At 40.7% G+C, this 20,621-nt stretch carries 24 protein-coding genes; 14 read left to right on the top strand and 10 right to left on the bottom strand.

Annotation, left to right across the window (positions count from 1 at the left end; translation table 11 throughout):
• Positions 1-165: 165 nt before the first annotated feature.
• Positions 166-537 (bottom strand): DUF956 family protein, encoded by a 372-nt coding sequence (locus tag O3643_RS03615; RefSeq protein ID WP_004251868.1) that lies wholly within the window; start codon positions 535-537, stop codon positions 166-168.
• Between the two features lie 2 nt (positions 538-539).
• Positions 540-1,904, bottom strand: coding sequence for an aspartate kinase (locus O3643_RS03610; protein ID WP_371499922.1), 1,365 nt, complete (start codon positions 1,902-1,904; stop codon positions 540-542).
• Positions 1,905-2,157: 253 nt separating this feature from the next.
• Between O3643_RS03610 and O3643_RS03605 the strand changes: the two genes are divergently transcribed.
• The 14 genes from O3643_RS03605 to O3643_RS03540 all read left to right on the top strand — a co-directional run bounded on the left by O3643_RS03605 (position 2,158) and on the right by O3643_RS03540 (position 13,579).
• The gene (locus tag O3643_RS03605; RefSeq protein WP_371499920.1) at positions 2,158-2,943 is read left to right on the top strand and encodes an enoyl-CoA hydratase; all 786 of its coding nucleotides are present in this window, start codon (positions 2,158-2,160) and stop codon (positions 2,941-2,943) included.
• A gap of 91 nt (positions 2,944-3,034) precedes the next feature.
• A complete protein-coding gene (locus O3643_RS03600; RefSeq protein ID WP_070677052.1) occupies positions 3,035-3,469 on the top strand; it encodes a MarR family winged helix-turn-helix transcriptional regulator in 435 nt (144 codons plus the stop codon).
• Positions 3,469-4,443 (top strand): beta-ketoacyl-ACP synthase III, encoded by a 975-nt coding sequence (locus tag O3643_RS03595; RefSeq protein WP_371499918.1) that lies wholly within the window; start codon positions 3,469-3,471, stop codon positions 4,441-4,443. Before O3643_RS03600 ends, O3643_RS03595 begins: the two co-directional genes overlap by 1 nt.
• Positions 4,444-4,500: 57 nt before the next feature.
• Positions 4,501-4,725: an acyl carrier protein gene (locus O3643_RS03590; protein WP_000257840.1), complete on the top strand. Its 225-nt coding sequence runs from the start codon at positions 4,501-4,503 to the stop codon at positions 4,723-4,725.
• Between the two features lie 116 nt (positions 4,726-4,841).
• Entirely contained in the window at positions 4,842-5,816 is a 975-nt protein-coding gene (gene fabK, locus O3643_RS03585) for an enoyl-[acyl-carrier-protein] reductase FabK (RefSeq protein ID WP_371499915.1), read from the top strand.
• Positions 5,809-6,729 carry an ACP S-malonyltransferase gene (gene fabD / locus O3643_RS03580; RefSeq protein ID WP_371499913.1) on the top strand — a complete coding sequence of 307 codons (921 nt, stop codon included), beginning with the start codon at positions 5,809-5,811 and terminating at the stop codon, positions 6,727-6,729. The genes fabK and fabD overlap by 8 nt, the downstream gene beginning before the upstream one ends.
• A 32-nt stretch (positions 6,730-6,761) precedes the next feature.
• A complete protein-coding gene (fabG, locus tag O3643_RS03575; protein ID WP_024054345.1) occupies positions 6,762-7,496 on the top strand; it encodes a 3-oxoacyl-[acyl-carrier-protein] reductase in 735 nt (244 codons plus the stop codon).
• A gap of 22 nt (positions 7,497-7,518) precedes the next feature.
• The gene (gene fabF, locus O3643_RS03570; protein WP_371499910.1) at positions 7,519-8,754 is read left to right on the top strand and encodes a beta-ketoacyl-ACP synthase II; all 1,236 of its coding nucleotides are present in this window, start codon (positions 7,519-7,521) and stop codon (positions 8,752-8,754) included.
• 2 nt (positions 8,755-8,756) lie between these two features.
• Entirely contained in the window at positions 8,757-9,239 is a 483-nt protein-coding gene (gene accB / locus O3643_RS03565; protein WP_371499908.1) for an acetyl-CoA carboxylase biotin carboxyl carrier protein, read from the top strand.
• Positions 9,236-9,658, top strand: coding sequence for a 3-hydroxyacyl-ACP dehydratase FabZ (gene fabZ / locus O3643_RS03560; RefSeq protein ID WP_000565518.1), 423 nt, complete (start codon positions 9,236-9,238; stop codon positions 9,656-9,658). Before accB ends, fabZ begins: the two co-directional genes overlap by 4 nt.
• 11 nt (positions 9,659-9,669) lie before the next feature.
• A complete protein-coding gene (gene accC / locus O3643_RS03555) occupies positions 9,670-11,037 on the top strand; it encodes an acetyl-CoA carboxylase biotin carboxylase subunit (RefSeq protein ID WP_371499906.1) in 1,368 nt (455 codons plus the stop codon).
• Between the two features lie 32 nt (positions 11,038-11,069).
• Entirely contained in the window at positions 11,070-11,933 is an 864-nt protein-coding gene (gene accD, locus O3643_RS03550; protein WP_371499904.1) for an acetyl-CoA carboxylase, carboxyltransferase subunit beta, read from the top strand.
• A complete protein-coding gene (locus tag O3643_RS03545; protein WP_004251895.1) occupies positions 11,933-12,700 on the top strand; it encodes an acetyl-CoA carboxylase carboxyl transferase subunit alpha in 768 nt (255 codons plus the stop codon). Before accD ends, O3643_RS03545 begins: the two co-directional genes overlap by 1 nt.
• Positions 12,701-12,853: 153 nt before the next feature.
• Complete coding sequence (locus O3643_RS03540; protein WP_371499901.1) at positions 12,854-13,579, top strand: lysostaphin resistance A-like protein; 726 nt, start codon at positions 12,854-12,856, stop codon at positions 13,577-13,579.
• Between the two features lie 54 nt (positions 13,580-13,633).
• Here the strand turns inward: O3643_RS03540 and nusB are convergent, their stop codons facing one another.
• From nusB to gatC, 8 genes are all read right to left on the bottom strand, one after another.
• Complete coding sequence (gene nusB / locus O3643_RS03535) at positions 13,634-14,056, bottom strand: transcription antitermination factor NusB (protein WP_016466755.1); 423 nt, start codon at positions 14,054-14,056, stop codon at positions 13,634-13,636.
• Positions 14,049-14,438, bottom strand: coding sequence for an Asp23/Gls24 family envelope stress response protein (locus O3643_RS03530; protein ID WP_371499899.1), 390 nt, complete (start codon positions 14,436-14,438; stop codon positions 14,049-14,051). Before O3643_RS03530 ends, nusB begins: the two co-directional genes overlap by 8 nt.
• A 21-nt stretch (positions 14,439-14,459) precedes the next feature.
• Positions 14,460-15,020, bottom strand: coding sequence for an elongation factor P (gene efp, locus O3643_RS03525; RefSeq protein WP_004251910.1), 561 nt, complete (start codon positions 15,018-15,020; stop codon positions 14,460-14,462).
• An 80-nt stretch (positions 15,021-15,100) separates the two neighbouring features.
• Positions 15,101-16,306, bottom strand: coding sequence for an SPFH domain-containing protein (locus tag O3643_RS03520; protein WP_016466752.1), 1,206 nt, complete (start codon positions 16,304-16,306; stop codon positions 15,101-15,103).
• Between the two features lie 9 nt (positions 16,307-16,315).
• On the bottom strand, positions 16,316-17,311 hold the full coding sequence (locus tag O3643_RS03515) for a zinc-ribbon domain-containing transport protein (protein WP_247912768.1): 996 nt from the start codon (positions 17,309-17,311) through the stop codon (positions 16,316-16,318).
• An 87-nt stretch (positions 17,312-17,398) separates the two neighbouring features.
• Positions 17,399-18,841, bottom strand: coding sequence for an Asp-tRNA(Asn)/Glu-tRNA(Gln) amidotransferase subunit GatB (gatB, locus tag O3643_RS03510; protein WP_247912767.1), 1,443 nt, complete (start codon positions 18,839-18,841; stop codon positions 17,399-17,401).
• Positions 18,841-20,307 carry an Asp-tRNA(Asn)/Glu-tRNA(Gln) amidotransferase subunit GatA gene (gene gatA, locus O3643_RS03505; RefSeq protein ID WP_371499896.1) on the bottom strand — a complete coding sequence of 489 codons (1,467 nt, stop codon included), beginning with the start codon at positions 20,305-20,307 and terminating at the stop codon, positions 18,841-18,843. The genes gatB and gatA overlap by 1 nt, the downstream gene beginning before the upstream one ends.
• Positions 20,307-20,609 (bottom strand): Asp-tRNA(Asn)/Glu-tRNA(Gln) amidotransferase subunit GatC, encoded by a 303-nt coding sequence (gatC, locus tag O3643_RS03500; protein ID WP_225750684.1) that lies wholly within the window; start codon positions 20,607-20,609, stop codon positions 20,307-20,309. Before gatC ends, gatA begins: the two co-directional genes overlap by 1 nt.
• Positions 20,610-20,621 lie beyond the last annotated feature (12 nt).

The raw sequence follows: 20,621 nt of genomic DNA, 5'->3' as shown, positions 1-20,621 counted from the left end.
AGAGCCACGGTTCCATCCAACTTCACAGGTGTGCACTTGATTCTGTATTTGATTTAAAACAACGGTAGAATTTCACCTATCTCTCCTATCTGCTCGCAGCATCCGCAGACTTTCTGGAAGAAGAGGATAACCTACTTATCCGTTGCTATGATTATACTAAACTTTCTATTTTTTTGCAAATAAATTTTTGATTTTACGACCGATGATTTGGAGTAAGGTTGGAAGCTTCACAACCTTTTCATTTCCGATTTTTTCCCGAGCAATTTTAAGAATTTTTCCGGAGTCTTTTGAGGCAAAGAGGAATTTTCCTTGGTCTGTAAAAACTTCAAAATGACGACTAACCTTACGGCCTGAAACATTGGCTCCAATTTGATTAACGCTAGACCATGGGATTTGAATATAATCTTCAATATTGCGATCCGAGTAAAACTCCAAGGCCTGGTCTCCTACCAGAAATTTTCCAACTTTTCCTTGTATAGAGAGGTAAGAAGTTCCAGTAGTTTGTAAGTCAACGACTTTGTTGAGAGATTGTGCCATGTTTAGTCTTCCTTACTTTCACCGAAAAATGCTTGGTAGAGAGCCTTAAGAGCCGCTTTTTCTTGGTCTTTGTGGACAACGAACATGATTGAAACTTCACTAGAACCTTGTGACATCATTTGAATGTTGATATTGTTTTCAGATAAGGCACGAGTGGCTGTAGCAGTTACCCCGATATGGCGCTTCATTTTTTCGCCAACAATCATGATGATAGACAGGTCATGTTCGATTTCAGCATGGTCAACTTCAGCTTTTTGAACAAGTTGACGGAGGATTTCTTCCTCTTTGATTGGTGTAAGCTCGCGCTCACGAAGGATGATAGACAGGTCATCGATACCTGTAGGCATGTGTTCCCAACCAATATTCAGGTCTTCTAGAATCTGAAGTACTTTACGACCAAAACCAACTTCGCGGTTCATGAGGTACTTGGACATATTGATGCTGACAAAACCAGAATCACCAGCAATCCCCACTACTGGGAATTCATCACTACTGTGTTTCAAAACAATGCGAGTACCTGGATGGTCAGGATTATTGGTATTTTTGATAACGAGAGGAATTTTACCACGGTAGGCTGGAAGGAGTGCTTCGTCATGTAGTACAGAGAAACCTGCATAGGCCAATTCCCGCATTTCACGGTAAGTCAATTCAGGGATTGAATGTGGCTTATGAATGATACCAGGGTGGGCAGCAAAAATTCCGTCAACATCAGTAAAGTTTTCATAAAGGTCAGCTTTAACTCCAGCTGCGATAATTGAACCAGTGATATCTGATCCACCACGAGAGAAGGTACAGATTTGATTTTCCTTGGTCACGCCAAAGAATCCTGGGATAACTAGAACTTCTGTACCATTATTGAGCTCTTCGATTTTATCATAACTTGAAGGAATGATGCGAGCATTTCCAGGTTCGCTTGTAACAACAATACCAGCCTCTCGCGGATGAACATAGCGAGCTTCTAATCCATTTTGGTTAAAGTAAGCTGCAATGAGTTTAGCGTTGTTATTTTCCCCTGCAGCAAGGAAGGTATCGTAAAGAAATTCATTGTTTTCAATTGGAAGGGTAGCGAGAGTTCGGATGCTTTTAGAGATTCGTTCTAAAACAGCTGGTTTAAGCCCTAGTTCGCTAACCATTGCAGCGTAACGATCGATAATCCAATTTTGACTAGCACTGATATCGTTTCCTGCTACATAATCACGATAATATTTAATCAAAGCATCCGTAACCTTGGTATCTTTAGCATCGCGCTTTCCTGGTGCAGACACAACTACAAAACGACGTTCAGGGTCACTTTTTACAATGTTTAAAACCTTTTTCAATTGGCTTGCAGAGGCGAGTGAACTTCCTCCAAATTTTACAACCTTCATAAAAACTCCTCAGTTTGTATTTTATACGATTATAGCAGAAAGAAGGGCTTTTTTCAATCTGCAATAGGAAAGGCTACATCTTATTAGAGGTCTGGACATGATTAGCTTAACGTCGTTATTTTTAGTATAGAAAATACCCTTTAAAAATCGGCTGATACACTTTTAATCTATTTTTGCTTGTATAAATAAAAAGAAAAAGATATACTTTGAAGATAAAATAATTTAATCAGCTTTTTAAATTAAAGGAGTGGCTATGAATCATATTATCTTTCAAGTTCAAGACGATTTAGCGGTGATTACTTTAAATCGTCCCGAGGTGGCAAATGGTTTCCATATTCCTATGTGTGAAGAAATTTTAGAAGCACTGGAATTAGCTGAAAAAGACGATTCTGTTTCATTTATTCTCATCAATGCTGCTGGTAAGGTGTTTTCTGTCGGTGGTGATTTAGTTGAAATGAAACGTGCTGTCGATGAGGATGATATTGATTCCTTAACTCGAATTGCTGAATTGGTCAATACTATTTCTTATAAGATTAAACAGATTCCTAAGCCTGTTATCATGGAGGTGGATGGAGCAGTTGCTGGAGCTGCAGCCAATATGGCCTTGGCAGTTGATTTCTGTATCGCATCTGACAAGTCTAAATTTATCCAGGCTTTTGTAGGTGTAGGATTGGCTCCTGACGCGGGTGGCTTATTCTTGCTGACAAGATCGCTCGGTGCAACTAGAGCAACTCAATTAGCTATGACTGGAGAAGCTTTCACCGCTGAAAAGGCAATGGAGGCAGGAGCTCTATATCGTCTATGTACTGGTGAACAATTAGAGAAAACTAGAGAACAATTGTTGAAAAAATTGAGACGTGGTTCTTCAAATTCCTATGCTGCGATTAAGAAACTTGTTTGGGAAAGTGAGTTCAAGCAGTGGCATGAATATGCTCAACTTGAATTGGAACTACAAAAATCACTATCCTATACGGAAGATTTTAAAGAAGGTGTTCGTGCACATTCTGAAAGAAGACGTCCAAAATTTATCGGGAAATAAAAAATACTTGCACTATTCTTTGAAGTTTGATATACTTTTTTTGTCAAATGTTTTGATTATTAAACTTTTTTTGATAAAGGAGGGAAGAGAAATGGACTACCAACAAGTCAATGACTATTTAACATCAATTTTTAACAACGTCCTAGTGATCGAGGAAGTAAGTTTGCGAGGTAGTCGTTTCAAAGATATCTCTATCAAAGAAATGCACACGATTGATGTTATCGGTAAGTATCCAGAAGTGACTCCAAGTCAAGTGTCCAAAGAGTTGATGGTAACTCTAGGGACTGTGACAACGAGTTTAAACAATTTGGAACGAAAAGGATACATCGAACGTATCCGTTCAGATAAAGATCGTCGTGTAGTGCATCTGCATTTGACAAAGAAAGGTCGCCTCGTACATCGTCTCCATAAACGTTTCCATAAGGCCATGGTCGAAAGAATTATCGAGGGCATGAGTCCTGAAGAAATGAGTGTTATGGGTAAAGGGCTAACGAATCTTTATCACTTTTTGGAGGATTTGAAGTAATGGCTTTTGCAAAAATAAGCCAGGTCGCTCATTATGCTCCAGAGCAGATTATCACTAACGAAGACTTGGCTCAGGTCATGGATACGAGTGATGAATGGATCTCAAGTCGGACAGGGATTAAAGAACGCCATATTTCCAAGACAGAATCAACAGGAGATTTGGCTACAGAGGTTGCAAGACAACTTCTAGAGAAGGCAGGGATTTCTGCTGAAGAGCTAGATTTCATCATTATAGCGACTATGACACCTGACTCGATGATGCCTTCAACCGCAGCTCGTGTTCAGGCAAAGATTGGCGCTCATAAGGCTTTTGCCTATGATTTAACAGCTGCTTGTAGTGGGTTTGTTTTTGCCCTATCGACTGCAGAAAAGTTCATTTCTTCAGGAACATATCGTAAGGGGTTGGTTATCGGTAGTGAGACCATGTCAAAATCTTTGGATTGGTCTGACCGCTCAACAGCTGTCTTGTTCGGAGATGGAGCTGGTGGTGTACTACTTGAGGCAAGTGACCAAAAACATTTCTTAGCTGAAAGTCTCAATAGCGATGGTTCTCGTGGTGAGTGTCTCACTTATGGACAGACAGGATTGATTTCACCATTTTCGATTCAAGAAGAACCAGATGTTTTCTTGAAAATGGATGGGAGAGCAGTTTTTGACTTTGCAATTCGAGACGTGGCTAAATCTATTAAACAGACCATCGAAAAAAGTCCAATATCAGCAGATGAACTCGATTATCTCTTGCTTCATCAAGCGAATATTCGAATTTTAGATAAGATGGCTAAAAAAATCGGTGTCGATCGTGACAAGCTTCCTGCTAATATGATGAAGTATGGAAATACTAGTGCGGCAAGTATCCCGATTTTACTTTCTGAGTGTGTAGAAGAAGGGCTCATCCATTTGGATGGTAGCCAAAAAATTCTCTTGTCAGGTTTCGGTGGAGGTTTGACATGGGGCACACTTATTGTTACAATTTAGGTAATCATGTGGTGATCACATTGTTATAAAAAACTATTTATTTTAAAGGAGTCTATCATGGCAGTATTTGAAAAAGTACAAGAAATTATCGTTGAAGAACTTGGAAAAGATGCATCAGAAGTAACACTTGAATCTACTTTTGATGATTTGGATGCAGATTCATTGGACTTGTTCCAAGTAATCTCAGAAATCGAAGACGCTTTTGATATCCAAATCGAAGCTGAAGACAACTTGAAAACAGTTGGCGACTTGGTTGCTTACGTTGAAGAGCAAACTAAATAATTAGAATAAATAAAGAAGGAGTAGGGGAGACCCGCTCCCTCTTGTTTAGGTAATAGTTTGACCGTCAAATTATAATAAAGTCGAACTATTACGTAAGCAAGACTTATGGAGGCAATATGAAAACACGTATCACTGAACTATTAAATATTAAATATCCTATCTTCCAAGGTGGAATGGCCTGGGTAGCAGATGGCGATTTGGCTGGAGCTGTTTCAAAAGCTGGTGGTCTCGGTATCATTGGTGGAGGAAACGCACCTAAAGAAGTGGTTAAAGCCAACATCGATAAGATTAAATCTTTAACAGACAAGCCTTTTGGTGTCAATATCATGCTCTTGTCTCCATTTGTTGATGATATTGTGGACCTTGTGATTGAAGAAGGGGTTAAGGTAGTTACAACTGGTGCAGGAAACCCAAGTAAATATATGGAGCGATTTCATGAAGCAGGAATCACCGTTATTCCTGTAGTTCCTAGCGTAGCTTTGGCTAAACGTATGGAAAAAATCGGTGCAGATGCTGTCATTTGTGAAGGTATGGAAGCCGGTGGACACATTGGTAAATTAACAACCATGACCTTGGTTCGTCAAGTTGCAGCGGCTGTTTCAATTCCTGTTATCGCTGCAGGTGGTATTGCAGATGGTGAGGGAGCTGCTGCTGGATTTATGCTTGGTGCGGAAGCTGTGCAAGTAGGAACTCGTTTTGTAGTTGCTAAAGAATCAAATGCTCATCCAAACTACAAAGCTAAGATTTTAAAAGCTCGTGATATTGATACAACTATTTCAGCACAACATTTTGGTCACGCAGTTCGTGCCATCAAAAATCAATTGACTCGTGATTTCGAGCAAGCTGAAAAAGATGCCTTTAAACAAGAAAATCCAGACTTAGAAATCTTTGAACAAATGGGCGCTGGAGCCTTAGCTAAAGCTGTTGTCCATGGTGATGTAGATGGCGGTTCAGTAATGGCCGGCCAGATTGCAGGTTTGGTATCTAAAGAAGAAACAGTTGAAGAAATCTTAAAAGATATCTACTATGGTGCAGCTGAGAAAATTCAAACAGAAGCCGCTCGTTGGGCAGGAGTTACAAGAAATGACTAAAACAGCCTTTCTATTTGCAGGTCAAGGAGCCCAGTACCTTGGAATGGGACGTGAACTATACGACCAATATGCTATCGTCAAGGAAACAATCGACCAAGCTAGCCAAGTCTTAGGTTATGATCTTCGTGACTTGATTGATAACGATGAAACGAAGCTAAATCAGACTCGTTACACACAACCAGCTATTTTGGCTACATCCGTTGCCATTTACCGATTACTAAAGGAGAAAGGTTACCAACCAGATATAGTGGCAGGCCTGTCTCTTGGTGAATATTCTGCCCTTGTAGCTAGTGGCGCCTTGGATTTTGAAGATGCGGTGGCTCTAGTTGCTAAACGTGGGGCTTATATGGAAGAAGCAGCACCTGCAGGGTCTGGTAAAATGGTAGCCGTACTCAATACTTCAGTTGAAGTTATTGAACAAGCTTGTCAAGAAGCTTCTCAACTTGGCGTTGTAACTCCAGCTAACTACAATACCCCAAGTCAAATTGTTATTGGTGGTGAGGTGGTTGCAGTGGATAGAGCAGTTGAACTCTTGCAAGAAGCAGGAGCAAAACGCTTAATTCCGCTAAATGTTTCTGGACCTTTCCATACAGCTTTATTGGAATCTGCTAGTCAAAAATTAGCTCAGGCCCTAGAAGATGTTGAGTTTAATGACTTTGCTTGTCCACTTGTTGGTAATACAGAAGCAAAAGTCATGGGAAAAGAACGAATTGCAGAACTCTTGACTCGTCAAGTTAAGGAACCTGTGCGTTTCTATGAAAGCATTGCAGTCATGCAAGAAGCTGGTGTGACGCGTTTTATCGAAATTGGTCCTGGGAAAGTCTTGTCTGGATTCGTCAAAAAGATTGATAAAACTGCTCAACTTACAAATGTGGAAGATCAAGCATGTTTACAAGCACTCTTAGAAAATTAGACCAAAATGGTAGAAGTTCTGAAAGGAGAAAAATGAAACTAGAACAGAAAAATGTCTTTATTACAGGCTCAAGTCGAGGAATTGGTCTTGCCATTGCTCATAAATTTGCCAGCTTGGGAGCCAACGTTGTCTTGAATAGTCGTGGTGAAATCTCCGAGGAGCTTCTAGACGAATTTAAACCTTACGGGGTGAAGGTCCTTGCTATTTCTGGTGATGTTTCTGACTTTACGGATGCAAAACGAATGGTAGATCAAGCCATTGAAGGGCTAGGTTCAGTTGACGTCCTTGTTAATAATGCTGGGATTACTCAAGACACTCTCATGCTGAAGATGACAGAAGATGATTTTGAGAAGGTCTTGAAAGTCAATCTAACGGGAGCCTTCAACATGACGCAAGCAGTCTTGAAGCAGATGATAAAAGCTCGTGAAGGGGCCATTATCAATATGTCCAGTGTCGTTGGTTTGATGGGAAATATCGGTCAAGCAAACTACGCTGCTTCTAAGGCTGGTCTAATTGGATTTACCAAATCAGTAGCACGTGAGGTAGCCAACCGTAATGTACGTGTCAATGCCATTGCTCCAGGAATGATTGAATCAGATATGACTGCAGTCCTATCTGATAAGGTAAAAGATGCCATGTTGGCACAAATTCCGATGAAACAATTTGGTCAAGCTGAGCAAGTGGCAGAGGTCACAGCCTTTCTTGCAAGCCAAGATTATCTAACGGGACAAGTCATTGCAATTGATGGTGGACTTACCATGCAATAAGAGTTAAAATAGAGGTATGAAAATGAAACTAAATCGTGTAGTAGTAACAGGTTATGGATTAACATCTCCAATTGGGAATACGCCAGAAGAATTTTGGAACAGTTTAAAGAATGGAAAGATTGGGATTGGTGAAATCACCAAGTTTGATCACAGTGCTTTTGACGTTCATAATGCAGCAGAGATTAATGATTTTCCTTTTGACAAATATTTTGTAAAAAAAGATACCAATCGTTTCGATGATTATTCTTTGTATGCCTTGTATGCTGCTCAAGAAGCAGTGAACAATGCAAATCTTGACGTAGAAGCGCTTGATAAAGACCGCTTTGGTGTCATCGTTGCATCAGGTATCGGTGGAATCAGAGAAATCGAAGACCAAGTCCTTCGACTTCACGAAAAAGGGCCAAAACGTGTTAAACCATTAACACTTCCAAAAGCCTTGCCAAATATGGCTGCAGGAAATGTAGCTATGCGCTTTGGTGCTAATGGTATCTGTAAATCTATCAACACAGCTTGCGCTTCATCAAATGATGCGATCGGAGACGCCTTCCGTTCTATCAAATTTGGTTTCCAAGATATCATGTTAGTTGGTGGATCAGAATCTTCAATTACTCCATTTGCAATCGCTGGTTTCCAAGCCCTAACAGCTCTTTCAACAACAGAGGATCCAACTCGTGCTTCTATTCCATTTGATAAAGACCGTAATGGATTTGTCATGGGTGAAGGTTCAGGGATGTTGGTTCTTGAGAGCTTAGAACATGCTGAAAAACGCGGTGCAACTATCCTAGCTGAAGTTGTCGGTTACGGGAATACTTGTGATGCCTACCATATGACTTCACCACATCCAGAAGGCCAAGGTGCTATTAAAGCTATCAAACTTGCCTTGGAGGAAGCTGAAATCACACCAGACCAAGTAGCTTATGTCAATGCTCACGGTACATCAACTCCTGCTAATGAAAAGGGAGAAAGTGGTGCTATCGTAGCGGTTCTTGGTAAGGAAGTACCTGTATCTTCAACCAAGTCATTTACAGGCCACTTGCTCGGTGCAGCAGGTGCAGTTGAGGCTATTGCAACAATTGAAGCAATCCGTAACAACTATGTTCCAATGACAGCTGGAACAACAGAATTGTCAGACTACATTGAAGCAAACGTTATTTATGGACAAGGCTTGGAACATGAAATTCCTTATGCTATTTCAAATACTTTTGGATTTGGTGGGCATAACGCAGTTCTTGCTTTCAAACGTTGGGAGAATAAGTAAAAATGAATTTAAATGAAATCAAAGACTTGATGGCACAATTTGACCAGTCGAGCTTGAAAGAATTTTCTTATAAAAATGGAACGGACGAGTTGGTCTTCAGTAAGAATGAAGCGAAACTTGTGGCAGAAACAAGTCCAGCACCTCAACCTGTAGTTCCAGCAGCTGTACCTACAGTTGCACCACAAGCTCCAACTACAACACAAGTTGTAGAAGCAGTTTCAGAATCAAGTGCTAGTGAATCTGTAGCTGAGGGGGACCTTGTAGAAAGTCCACTTGTCGGAGTTGCTTACTTGGCTGCCGGACCAGACAAACCTAATTTTGTTTCAGTCGGTGATACTGTTAAAAAAGGCCAAACCTTGGTCATCATTGAAGCTATGAAAGTTATGAATGAAATTCCAGCACCTAAAGACGGTGTTGTAACAGAAATTCTTGTTGAAAATGAAGAAATGGTTGAGTTTGGGAAAGGCTTGGTACGTATCAAATGATTGATATTCAAGGAATTAAAGAAGCTTTGCCACACCGTTATCCTATGCTCTTAGTGGATCGTGTTTTGGAAGTAAGTGAAGATACCATTGTTGCTATTAAAAATGTAACGATTAACGAACCTTTCTTCAATGGTCATTTTCCTCAATACCCAGTTATGCCTGGGGTCCTCATTATGGAAGCTTTGGCACAAACAGCGGGTGTTTTGGAATTATCAAAATCTGAGAACAAAGGGAAGCTCGTTTTCTATGCTGGTATGGACAAAGTGAAATTTAAAAAACAAGTTGTTCCTGGTGATCAGCTTGTCATGACAGCAACTTTTGTCAAACGTCGTGGCACAATCGCCGTAGTAGAAGCGAAGGCAGAAGTAGATGGTAAGCTTGCAGCAAGCGGTACTCTGACCTTTGCTATTGGAAACTAGGGAGGTTTTCCATGTTTCGTAAGATTTTAATTGCCAATCGTGGTGAAATTGCTGTTCGTATTATTCGTGCGGCACGAGAATTAGGAATTGCAACAGTCGCTGTCTATTCGACTGCTGACAAGGAAGCTCTCCACACGCTTTTGGCTGATGAGGCTATCTGTATCGGCCCTGGGAAGGCTACAGAATCTTATCTGAACATCAATGCCATCCTATCAGCTGCGGTCTTGACTGAAGCTGAAGCTATTCACCCTGGATTTGGTTTCTTAAGTGAAAATTCCAAATTTGCAACCATGTGTGAAGAAGTTGGGATCAAATTTATCGGACCATCAGCTCGTGTCATGGATGTCATGGGAGATAAAATTAACGCCCGTGCTCAAATGATTAAGGCAAAGGTGCCTGTCATTCCAGGATCAGATGGAGAGGTCCATACAGCAGAAGAGGCTCTTGCTATTGCTGAAAAAATTGGTTATCCAGTTATGCTGAAAGCTTCAGCTGGAGGTGGTGGTAAAGGAATTCGTAAGGTTGAAAAAGCAGAGGATCTTGTGTCAGCCTTTGAAACAGCCTCTAGTGAAGCCAAAGCCAACTTTGGTAATGGAGCTATGTACCTTGAGCGTGTGATTTATCCTGCTCGCCATATTGAGGTACAGATTCTTGCTGACCAGATGGGACATGTGATTCACCTTGGTGAACGTGACTGTTCGCTTCAACGGAATAACCAAAAGGTTTTAGAAGAAAGTCCTTCGATTGCTATTGGGAAAACACTCCGTAATGAAATAGGTGCTGCAGCAGTCCGTGCAGCGGAGTCTGTTGGTTACGAGAATGCTGGTACCATTGAATTCCTGCTAGATGAAGCGACTGGTAAATTCTACTTTATGGAAATGAATACTCGTGTCCAAGTAGAACATCCAGTAACCGAATTTGTTTCTGGTGTGGATATTGTCAAGGAACAAATCCGTATTGCGTCAGGTCAACCTTTGACTCTGAAACAAGAAGACATTGTTCTAAAAGGACATGCTATTGAGTGCCGTATCAACGCAGAAAACCCAGCCTTTAATTTTGCACCAAGCCCAGGTAAGATTACTAATCTTTATCTACCAAGCGGTGGTGTTGGCTTGCGTGTTGACTCTGCAGTTTATCCAGGGTATACCATTCCACCATACTATGATAGTATGATTGCTAAAATTATTGTTCATGGTGAAAATCGTTTTGATGCACTCATGAAAATGCAAAGAGCTCTTTATGAACTCGAAATTGAAGGGGTCGTCACCAATGCTGATTTTCAACTCGATTTGATTTCAGATCGTCGTGTGATAGCAGGGGACTACGATACTTCATTCTTGATGGAAACTTTCTTACCACACTATCAAGAAAAAGAATAATATAAAAAGTATGAGACTGAAAAGGGGGATGTATGGCTCTATTTAGTAAAAAAGATAAATATATACGAATTAATCCCAATCGTTCACTTAGAGAAAAGCCCCAAGCCAAGCCTGAGGTTCCAGACGAACTCTTCTCAAAATGTCCAGGTTGTAAACATACCATTTACCAAAAGGATTTGGGAAGTGACCGTATTTGTCCTCACTGTGGCTATACCTTCCGTATTTCAGCTCAAGAGCGTCTTGCTTTAACCATTGATATGGGAAGCTTCCTAGAGATGTTCACAGGAATTGAGACGCAAGATCCATTGGAATTTCCAGGCTACCAGAAAAAATTAGCCTCAATGCGTGAAAAAACAGGTCTTGATGAGGCTGTTGTTACAGGAACTGCTTTGATTAAGGGCGAAAAAGTTGCTCTTGGAATCATGGATTCTAACTTTATCATGGCGTCTATGGGAACAGTAGTTGGTGAAAAAATCACTCGTTTGTTTGAATACGCGACAGCTGAAAAATTACCAGTCGTCTTGTTTACAGCATCTGGTGGAGCACGTATGCAAGAAGGAATCATGAGTTTGATGCAGATGGCTAAAATCTCTGTAGCAGTCAAACGTCATTCCAATGCAGGTCTCTTTTACCTAACAATCCTTACTGATCCAACAACTGGTGGTGTTACAGCTTCCTTTGCTATGGAAGGGGATATTATCTTGGCAGAGCCTCAAAGTTTGGTAGGATTTGCTGGACGTCGTGTCATTGAAAATACCGTAAGGGAAGATTTGCCAGAGGATTTCCAGAAGGCAGAGTTTTTGTTAGAACATGGATTTGTGGATGCGATTGTTAAACGGAGAGAATTGCCAGATATGATTGCTCGATTAGTAAGGTTACATAAGGGGGATTGTTGATGAATATTGCAAAAATCGTCAGAGAAGCACGTGAACAAACCCGCTTAACTGCCTTGGACTTCGCAACAGGAATATTTGATGACTTTGTAGAGCTACATGGTGATCGCTCTTTCCGAGATGATGGTGCTGTTATTGGTGGTATCGGTTGGTTGGGAGACCAAGCAGTAACTGTTGTTGGAATTCAAAAAGGTAAAAGCTTACAGGATAATCTTAACCGTAACTTTGGACAACCTCATCCTGAAGGTTATCGAAAAGCCCTTCGCTTGATGAAGCAGGCTGAAAAATTTGGCCGTCCTGTTGTAACTTTTATCAACACGGCTGGAGCCTATCCTGGTGTCGGAGCAGAAGAGCGTGGCCAAGGTGAAGCTATTGCCCGTAACCTCATGGAGATGAGTGATCTTAAGGTGCCAATTATTGCCATTATTATCGGTGAAGGTGGCTCAGGAGGGGCTTTAGCTCTTGCAGTAGCTGACCGTGTTTGGATGTTAGAAAACTCGATCTATGCAGTTCTCAGTCCTGAAGGCTTTGCGTCTATTCTATGGAAGGATGGCAGTCGTGCCATGGAAGCTGCAGAGTTGATGAAAATTACTTCTTTTGAATTGCTAGATATGAAAATTGTTGATAAGGTTATCTCTGAGGTAGGTCTATCAAGTAAAGATCTAATCAAGCAAGTCAAAGAACAACTCCGAGCAGAACTTGATGAACTTGGTAAACTGCCACTAGAGCAGCTCATTGAGGAACGTTACCAACGCTTTAGAAAATACTAAAAAGTAAGCTAGGACTAAGATATAGTTCTAGCTTTTTGGATTCTATAAAATACATTTCAGAATGAAAAATTGACTCTTGTAAAAATATCTGTTAATATAACAAGGGATGCGTGTGCTATAAAAATAAGTCAACAAAGCTTTTTGGGAGTGAGTATGAAAAAAATAGGTCATTTGGGAATCTATACATTACTGGTATTCCTATCAATTTATCTACTAGATTTCAGTAGTCTTTATCTGGCTAAGATGTTTGTCTGGGGTATGGATGGCTATTCTATTATTGTAGCAGTAGAGCAACTAGCTCTTTTAGGACTATTTATCTATTGGCTAAAAAAGAAAAGAATGCTCTATATTTTTGAAAAAAAGGGCTCGAAGAAATCCAGATTCTTTTACCTTTTAGTTAGTTTAGTGGCTGCTTATTTTGTCCGTCAGTTGTTAAGTGCTTTTTACTTACAGTTTAGTCGCTTCATTAATAATCACTATATCTTTGAAGACCTTCTTTCGGTCCTATCCTTCAGTGAGCAATCTACTATTTTAACGACTTGCTTCTCTTTTATTTCCGTTGTCATTTTGGGGCCTATATTGGAGGAGATAGTTCATAGAGGATATTTTATGAATACCTTTTTCCCTAAGTCCAAATACTACTTGGATGTCATCTTATCAGCTCTTATATTTGGACTCAGTCATTTGGTATTGTCCCATCGCGACCCCATCAGTTTGTTGGTTTATAGTTTTTTCGGTCTTTTCTTTGCTTTAGTCTACCGTTGGACAAAGAATTTAAAAATCACCATCCTGTGCCATAGTTTTATTAACTTTCTTATTCATGCAGATTTCATCTGGTTGTTGCTTTCTAATTTAATCTATAATCGTTTTTTTAGATAGAATTTGAGGAGACAAATAAAAAAGTGTTTGATATCTATCAAACACTTTTTTTATTTAATTTTCTTCAGTTACGAATTGACTGAGCAGTCCGTTAATGAAACGAGCTGATTTTTGATCCGAAAAGCTTTTTGCAAGCTCAATAGCTTCATTCACAGCTACGAGTTGAGGAGTATCAAAAGAAGTAATTTCGAAGACTCCTAAACGCAATAGATTCTTTTCTACTAAGGTTAGACGGTCAATCGTCCAACCAGCCTTTAAATGCTGAGTGATTTGTTTATCTAGTTCCTCTTTTTGAGCTTGAACACCAGATACAAGATCGATTAGGAAACTAGGGAGTTTTACCTCGTCGTCTTCTCGATCATGAGTATAAGCGAAGCGACAAGCAGTTTCAATATCAGAACCATATTCAAGACTCATCAGTGCTTGGAAGGCACATTTTCTTAGTTCGCGTCTGGATTCTAATAATGGATTAGTCATTGAGGAAGTCCTCATCAAACAAATCTGTCAATGGTGGTTTTGGTGTTTTATCTGGTGCAATACCAGCAACGTGAATGTTTACAGCTGAGAGTTCGATGTCAGCCATATTACGAACAGCATCTTTTACAGCTTTTTGAATAGCCATTGCAACCTTAGGTACTTTGACACCGTACTCTAGATAGAGATAGATATCAGCTGTCAACTCTTCTTCAGATTCTTTTAGATAGACGCCACGACCAAGTGAAAGTTTTGAAAGGGTGTCAGATACTGATTTGTTTGAAAAAGAGTGGACACCATCAACTTTAGCTGTAGCGATAGCAATGATTTTTTCAAGTACACGTGGGGCGATAACGATTTCGCCTAATTGTTCTTCAATTCCCATAGAATGACCTCTTTCTAGAGATTAGGCACGAGAAACGTAAGTTCCTTCTGCAGTGTTAATAACGAGTTTTTGTCCTGCTTCGATGAAGTCTGGAACGTTAACGACAAGTCCAGTTTCCATTGTAGCTGGTTTACCAGAACCAGTAACAGTAGCACCTTTAATAGATGGTTGAGTTTCAGCAACTGTCAATTCAACAGTTGTAGGTACTGTTACACCGATTACTTCAGTTCCGTAAAATTGAATTTTAACTTCAGAATTTTCAAGGATGTAAAGCAATTCGTTTTCAACATTTACAACAGGAATTTCGTATTGGTCGTAAGTTTCAGTGTTCATGAAATAAGCTGTATCATCCATTTTGTACAAGTATTGTGCTGGCACAGTTTCGATAATCGCTTGTTCAAATTTTTCCTCTGGGCGGTAGCTAGTTTCAAATGTTGAACCAGTACGGACATCACGCAATTTCATACGCATGATAGTGTTTCCTTTACCTGGTTTGTGGTGGCTAGCTTCCAAAACGCGGATTAATTTTCCGTCAGCTGTTTCAAAGGTCATACCAGCCTTTAATTTACTTGCTTCAATCATGTTTTTACCTCTTTAATAAAATAATTTACTCTTTATTGTATCATAAGTCGTAAGATTTCTCAAATATCAGGGAAGTGAGATTAATTGACAGGAACGATGTTTCCTTCTTCATCTTTGGTTACTAATACGTACTTGCCATCGACTTCGATGTAGAAGTTTTTATTAGTTGGTTGTTCAGGAGTAGCAACTTGCTCAGGACTTGAAGTTTGTACCGGATTAACAACTTGGTTTGGATCAGCAGGTTGTACTGGGGGAACAGTTTGATTTGGGCTAACAGGTTGAGCTTGTTGGTTTAATTGACCACCAAGTGTTTGCCCTAGGTTCATTCCCATAATCATATTCATACCATTGCCATTACCTTCGTTATTAGCTGCAGCAATAAGAGCTTCGTTACGAGCACGACGTTCTTCAATCTCGATGGTATTGTATTTCATAGCAACGAGTTCGCTGTCAAGTTTACGTACAATCTCCATGCTTTCTTGGTCGTAGCTCAAATCCTCAAGAAGGATATTGGTTGCTTCAATACCGTAAAGTCCTGTCCATACCTTGTTGACTTCTTGTTTAGCAAGTTCATTGAAAGTATCTTGGTTGGCATTGAGGCTATAGATATCAACTCTGTTTTCATTGGTATACTTAGCGATAGCAATTGCGATTTTAGGAGAGATATTTTGTCGAAGTGTTCCTTGAGCAATATCTTGGAGTGTAAATGGTTTATGTTCCTCAATTTGTTGACTGATAGAGCTAACATAGAAAAGAACTGGATCCGCAACTTTGATGTCAAACAAACCGTAAAAACGGATATTGAGCATTTGTTGGTAACGTTCACTGAAATACTCTACAGCATTTTGGGTACCAAATTTATTCCCTGCGATTGGTTGCATACGGATAAAGATGATTTCTTGTCGAGTAATAACTTGTCCACCAAAAGAGAAGCGGTTTTTGAAGTTTTCCCAAGTACCCTTGATTCCACCTTTTTCAAGGAGCCAAGCGTTATCACCTGCACGCCATTCATGGCTTCCAGCTTCAAGTACATCCCCTAGGAAGGTACCATTATTGACAAGAACAGCAACATATCCTTGAGGGACAATGACAACAGAACCGTCTGTTAATAGTCCTGTATTTTGATTGCTTTGTCTTGAACCACCGTCAGGATCTTTTGTAAGCAATTGTCCCTTGATGGCCATGACGTCTGCAGAGACTTGGTCTGGAAGTACAACGGCTTCCTTGAATTTGCTATCATTAAAACTATTTAGCCCAGCTGAAAGGGCAGCACGGATAAATCCCATAATTTCCTCCTAATTATAAAGTTCGTCTTCATCCACAACTTCATAGGTATCAAGAACCCATTGATTTGGACTACGTGTGAGCTCAGCTCCGCAGTATTCACATTGGCTAATAGCTGAGATTTTAAGTGGAGCACCACAGTTTGGACAGTGGTCGCTAACAGCTTCATCTTGAACATTGTTTTCAGTTTGGCTACCATGTTTGCGGATGAAGTTCATTTGATAAACTGTAAATAGATCTTGTTTAGGATCTCCTTCGATAACCTTACGAGTCTTGTCGTCGATGACATAGTCTCTCAAAGTAGATGAAAGGATAACCACTAAAGTATCATTTCCATCTGGATTACTCTTGAAATCTTTGATTCGTACATTATCAACATAAACTCGTTCCAAGACATTTGTTGTTTGTGCCTGAATATGTTCTTCCAGTTGAGCACTGTGTTGAGTATAGAGGCTAGCACTTTCAAGTGAGCGCACCAAATTCCAATCTTTTTTAGTCCAAGCTGATTGTAACTGGATGTAGACTTCTCTAACCCATGTAGTGAAAGCATCCGCATCAAAGTTTGGATCGTAGTATCTGAGTCGGTCGATAGCTTGGTTATTATTTTCAACTCTACGATGGCTAATTGGCTCTGGTTCGTAGTTAGTAGTATGTCTTCTATACGGTGTTTCAGATGGAGTGTTCTGATCGTTAAGGTACTTGATGAGCATGAAGAGTAGGAAAGCCCCGACACCAAACATGATAAGAATAGTCATCCCGGTACCTAAAGATCCACCTGAACTTGAGTAACTACCGCCAGAACGATAGCTGCTTCTAGAAGAAGAACTACCACTTGAACGACTAGAACTACTACTTCGTGAACTACTGCGACTAGAACTACTACTTCGTGAACTGCTACGGCTAGAGCTACCACTTCGAGAATGTCCAACACCCGCATCGATTGATTGTAGAGGTGTCACAAATAGAAGAAGCAAGAAGGTAGCGATAAGAGTATATAACTTTTTCATATGTCTCCTAACTATGTGAGTACAGAGTGCAAGGCAGCAAGCTAGAATTTTATATCAGCTTGTGACAGTTATATTTAGATTTATTGATTAATCATTTTTCAACTTAGCCAATTCTTGGGCAAGCAGTTTAAGGGCAACTTGTGGGTTGGCTTGTCCTTTGGTTGCCTTCATGAGGAAGCCGGTGAAGGCTTTATCAGCGTTACGTTTTCCTGACTTGAAGTCGGCAACAGCTGCTTCATTATCCGCAAAGACTTGGTGGATAATTGGAATCAAGACTTCAGGATCTGAGATTTGAACCAAACCAGCTTTTTCCACGTATTCACGAGCACCGCCACCGTTTTTAGCAAGGTGAACGAATACTTTCTTGGCAATCTTAGATGAAATAGTGCCGTCTTCGATGATGGCAATCATTTCCACCAAGTTTTCAGGTGTCAATGCGATTTGTTCTAGTGTCTTGCCTTCAGCATTCAAGAATTGTGCCACTTCACCTTGGAGCCAGTTAGAAACTTGTTTGGCATCACCACCGAGGGCGACAGCTTTTTCAAAGAAGTCAGAAGTGACTTTATTGGCAGTCAACTGACTAGCATCGTAGTCTGATAATCCGAGTTGAGAGACATAGCGAGCACGGCGCTCTTTTGGAAACTCTGGCAATTCAGTGCGCATTTCCTCGATCCACTCATCTGAGATTTCAAAGAGTGGTAGGTCTGGTTCTGGGAAGTAGCGATAGTCTGCAGCACCTTCTTTAACACGCATGAGGATAGTTGCCTTGTTCGCTTCATCGTAACGACGTGTTTCTTGGCGAATTTGACCACCTGAGCGAAGAATTTCAGCCTGACGTTGCACTTCGTACTCAAGACCCTTGCGGACATTTGAGAAGGAGTTCAAGTTTTTCAACTCAGTCTTGGTACCAAATTTCTCTTGACCATAAGGACGAAGGGAAATGTTAGCATCTACACGCATGGAACCTTCTTCCATCTTAACGTCGGAAATACCAGCATATTGGATAACTTCCTTCAGGGCTGTTAGATAAGCGTAGGCTTCTTCTGGTGAGCGCATGTCGGCTTCAGATACAATCTCAATCAATGGCACCCCTTGACGGTTGAGGTCAACATAAGAGAAACCATCTGTTCCGTGGGTGTTCTTACCGGCATCTTCTTCCAAGTGGGCACGTTCGATACCGATTTTCTTAGTTGTACCATCCTCAAGTTCTACTTCAATCCAACCATTGTAACCGATTGGCTCATCAAATTGAGAAATTTGATAGGCTTTAGGATTATCTGGATAGAAGTAGTTCTTACGGTCAAAGTGCATTTTCTTGTGGATGTCCATATTGAGGGCAAGAGCGGCCTTGATACCGGCATCAACAACACCTTTATTGAGAACTGGGAGAACACCTGGGAAAGACCAGTCAATCACGTTGGTGTTGGCATTTTGGTCATTTCCAAAGTGGGCAGAAGTAGGTGAGAAGATTTTTGAATTGGTGTTGAGCTCTACGTGGACTTCAAGTCCAATGACTGTTTCAAAGTTCATTAGTTATCACCTCCAAAAATCACGGGTTGTTGTTTGTGGTAGTCTGTTGTTGCTTCAAAAGCAGCAGCAACTTGATAAATAGTCTCTTCTGAGTATTTAGGACCAATCAATTGCAAACCTACTGGTAGACCTTGAGCAAATCCTGCGGGAATCGAAATTCCTGGTAGACCAGCCAAGTTGACTGGGATGGTCAACAAGTCTGCCAAGTACATAGCAACTGGATCGTGGTTGAGCGAATCCAAGTCAAAGGCCACGCTTGGAGCTGTTGGACCAAGGATGAGGTCGTAATCTGCAAATACTTTTTCGAAATCTTGGATAATAAGGGTACGAACTTGACCAGCTTTCTTGTAGTAGGCATCGTAGTAACCTGATGAAAGACTGAAAGTACCAAGCATGATACGACGTTTGACCTCATCACCAAATCCTTGGCTACGAGTGTTAACGTAAATCTCATCCAAGTTCTTAGCATCTTCAGCACGGAAACCATAGCGGATACCATCAAAACGTTGCAAGTTTGATGATGCTTCTGATGAAGCGATGATGTAGTAAACTGCCACCCCGTATTTTGAGTGTGGAAGGCTAACTTCTTCCACGATAGCACCAAGTTTTTCAAAGTGTTTAGCTGCATTAAGGATGGTTTCTTTAACTTCTGGATCAATACCTTCACCAAGGTATTCCTTAGGAAGGGCGATCTTCATACCTTTGATGTCTTGACCAATCTTAGAAGTAAAGTCTGCTACACGAACAGGTGCAGAAGTAGAGTCTTTGGCATCTTCGCTAGCTATAGCATTGAGCAATAGGGCGTTTTCCTTAACGGTTGGAGCAAAAGGACCAATCTGGTCTAGCGAGCTACCAAAGGCAATCAGACCAAAACGTGAAACTGTTCCGTAGGTTGGTTTGAGACCAACGATTCCGTTGAAGGCAGCTGGTTGGCGGATAGAACCACCAGTATCAGACCCAAGTGACAAACGGACTTGTCCTGAAGCTACAGAAGTAGCAGAACCGCTAGATGAACCACCGGGAACCTTACTGTGGTCCCAAGCGTTTTTAGTTGCACCGTAGTATGATGTTTCACCAGAACCACCCATGGCAAACTCGTCCATATTAGTTTTTCCGACAACAATCATACCCTTAGATTTTGCATTGGCAACTGCTGTTGCATCAAAGATTGGCTCGTAGTTATAAAGCATTTTTGACGCTGCAGTTGTCAGAATGCCGTCTGTAGAGATATTATCCTTAACGGCTAGTGGAATTCCTGAAAGGACATTGTCAGCGTCGATTCCAGCCTCGTCGATAGCTTTAGCTTGAGCAAGAGCTTGGTCTTCAGCAATCGTAACGAAGGCATTGATAACCTCTTCACGCGCCTTGATATCTTCAAGAGTTGCTTGTGTTAGTTCAGTTGCTGAAATTTCCTTAGAAACAAGGAGATTGTGCAACTCTTCAATCGTTTTATTGTTAAAAGTCATTAGGCGTCTCCTCCATCATCTAGGATAGCTGGCACCTTGATATAGTAGTTATCTTTTTCAGGTACATTTTTAAACAAGCGGTCACGGTCTGTTCCTTCTTCGGCCACATCAGGTCGGAGAACAGTTTTACGGTCAGCCATCGTTGTAGTAGGTGCAACACCAGTAGTGTCGACTTCACTGAGCAATTCGACCATATCAACAATTTTTGAGAGTGTTGTCGCAAATGCAGCAGTGTCTTCTTCTGAGAATTTTAATTTTGAAAGATTGGCAACGTGAGTTACCTCTTCTTGCGTAATTTTCATCGGATATCCTTT

This window comes from Streptococcus sp. 20925_1_44 (assembly GCF_041432435.1).
GTDB classification, from domain to species: Bacteria; Bacillota; Bacilli; order Lactobacillales; family Streptococcaceae; genus Streptococcus; species Streptococcus infantis.
This window is presented reverse-complemented; position numbering and strand designations above follow the sequence as displayed.

Excerpts from the sequence above, each read along its gene's own strand:
- O3643_RS03615 (WP_004251868.1), bottom strand. The coding sequence starts at position 537 with ATGGCACAATCTCTCAACAAAGTCGTTGACTTACAAACTACTGGAACT.
- O3643_RS03595 (WP_371499918.1), top strand. The coding sequence starts at position 3,469 with ATGGCTTTTGCAAAAATAAGCCAGGTCGCTCATTATGCTCCAGAGCAG.
- nusB (WP_016466755.1), bottom strand. The coding sequence starts at position 14,056 with ATGACTAATCCATTATTAGAATCCAGACGCGAACTAAGAAAATGTGCC.
- O3643_RS03590 (WP_000257840.1), top strand. The coding sequence starts at position 4,501 with ATGGCAGTATTTGAAAAAGTACAAGAAATTATCGTTGAAGAACTTGGA.
- accD (WP_371499904.1), top strand. The coding sequence starts at position 11,070 with ATGGCTCTATTTAGTAAAAAAGATAAATATATACGAATTAATCCCAAT.
- fabF (WP_371499910.1), top strand. The coding sequence starts at position 7,519 with ATGAAACTAAATCGTGTAGTAGTAACAGGTTATGGATTAACATCTCCA.
- O3643_RS03540 (WP_371499901.1), top strand. The coding sequence starts at position 12,854 with ATGAAAAAAATAGGTCATTTGGGAATCTATACATTACTGGTATTCCTA.
- fabG (WP_024054345.1), top strand. The coding sequence starts at position 6,762 with ATGAAACTAGAACAGAAAAATGTCTTTATTACAGGCTCAAGTCGAGGA.
- fabZ (WP_000565518.1), top strand. The coding sequence starts at position 9,236 with ATGATTGATATTCAAGGAATTAAAGAAGCTTTGCCACACCGTTATCCT.
- accC (WP_371499906.1), top strand. The coding sequence starts at position 9,670 with ATGTTTCGTAAGATTTTAATTGCCAATCGTGGTGAAATTGCTGTTCGT.
- O3643_RS03545 (WP_004251895.1), top strand. The coding sequence starts at position 11,933 with ATGAATATTGCAAAAATCGTCAGAGAAGCACGTGAACAAACCCGCTTA.
- O3643_RS03515 (WP_247912768.1), bottom strand. The coding sequence starts at position 17,311 with ATGAAAAAGTTATATACTCTTATCGCTACCTTCTTGCTTCTTCTATTT.
- fabD (WP_371499913.1), top strand. The coding sequence starts at position 5,809 with ATGACTAAAACAGCCTTTCTATTTGCAGGTCAAGGAGCCCAGTACCTT.
- efp (WP_004251910.1), bottom strand. The coding sequence starts at position 15,020 with ATGATTGAAGCAAGTAAATTAAAGGCTGGTATGACCTTTGAAACAGCT.
- O3643_RS03520 (WP_016466752.1), bottom strand. The coding sequence starts at position 16,306 with ATGGGATTTATCCGTGCTGCCCTTTCAGCTGGGCTAAATAGTTTTAAT.
- O3643_RS03610 (WP_371499922.1), bottom strand. The coding sequence starts at position 1,904 with ATGAAGGTTGTAAAATTTGGAGGAAGTTCACTCGCCTCTGCAAGCCAA.
- O3643_RS03605 (WP_371499920.1), top strand. The coding sequence starts at position 2,158 with ATGAATCATATTATCTTTCAAGTTCAAGACGATTTAGCGGTGATTACT.
- O3643_RS03600 (WP_070677052.1), top strand. The coding sequence starts at position 3,035 with ATGGACTACCAACAAGTCAATGACTATTTAACATCAATTTTTAACAAC.
- gatC (WP_225750684.1), bottom strand. The coding sequence starts at position 20,609 with ATGAAAATTACGCAAGAAGAGGTAACTCACGTTGCCAATCTTTCAAAA.
- O3643_RS03530 (WP_371499899.1), bottom strand. The coding sequence starts at position 14,438 with ATGGGAATTGAAGAACAATTAGGCGAAATCGTTATCGCCCCACGTGTA.
- accB (WP_371499908.1), top strand. The coding sequence starts at position 8,757 with ATGAATTTAAATGAAATCAAAGACTTGATGGCACAATTTGACCAGTCG.
- gatA (WP_371499896.1), bottom strand. The coding sequence starts at position 20,307 with ATGACTTTTAACAATAAAACGATTGAAGAGTTGCACAATCTCCTTGTT.
- fabK (WP_371499915.1), top strand. The coding sequence starts at position 4,842 with ATGAAAACACGTATCACTGAACTATTAAATATTAAATATCCTATCTTC.
- gatB (WP_247912767.1), bottom strand. The coding sequence starts at position 18,841 with ATGAACTTTGAAACAGTCATTGGACTTGAAGTCCACGTAGAGCTCAAC.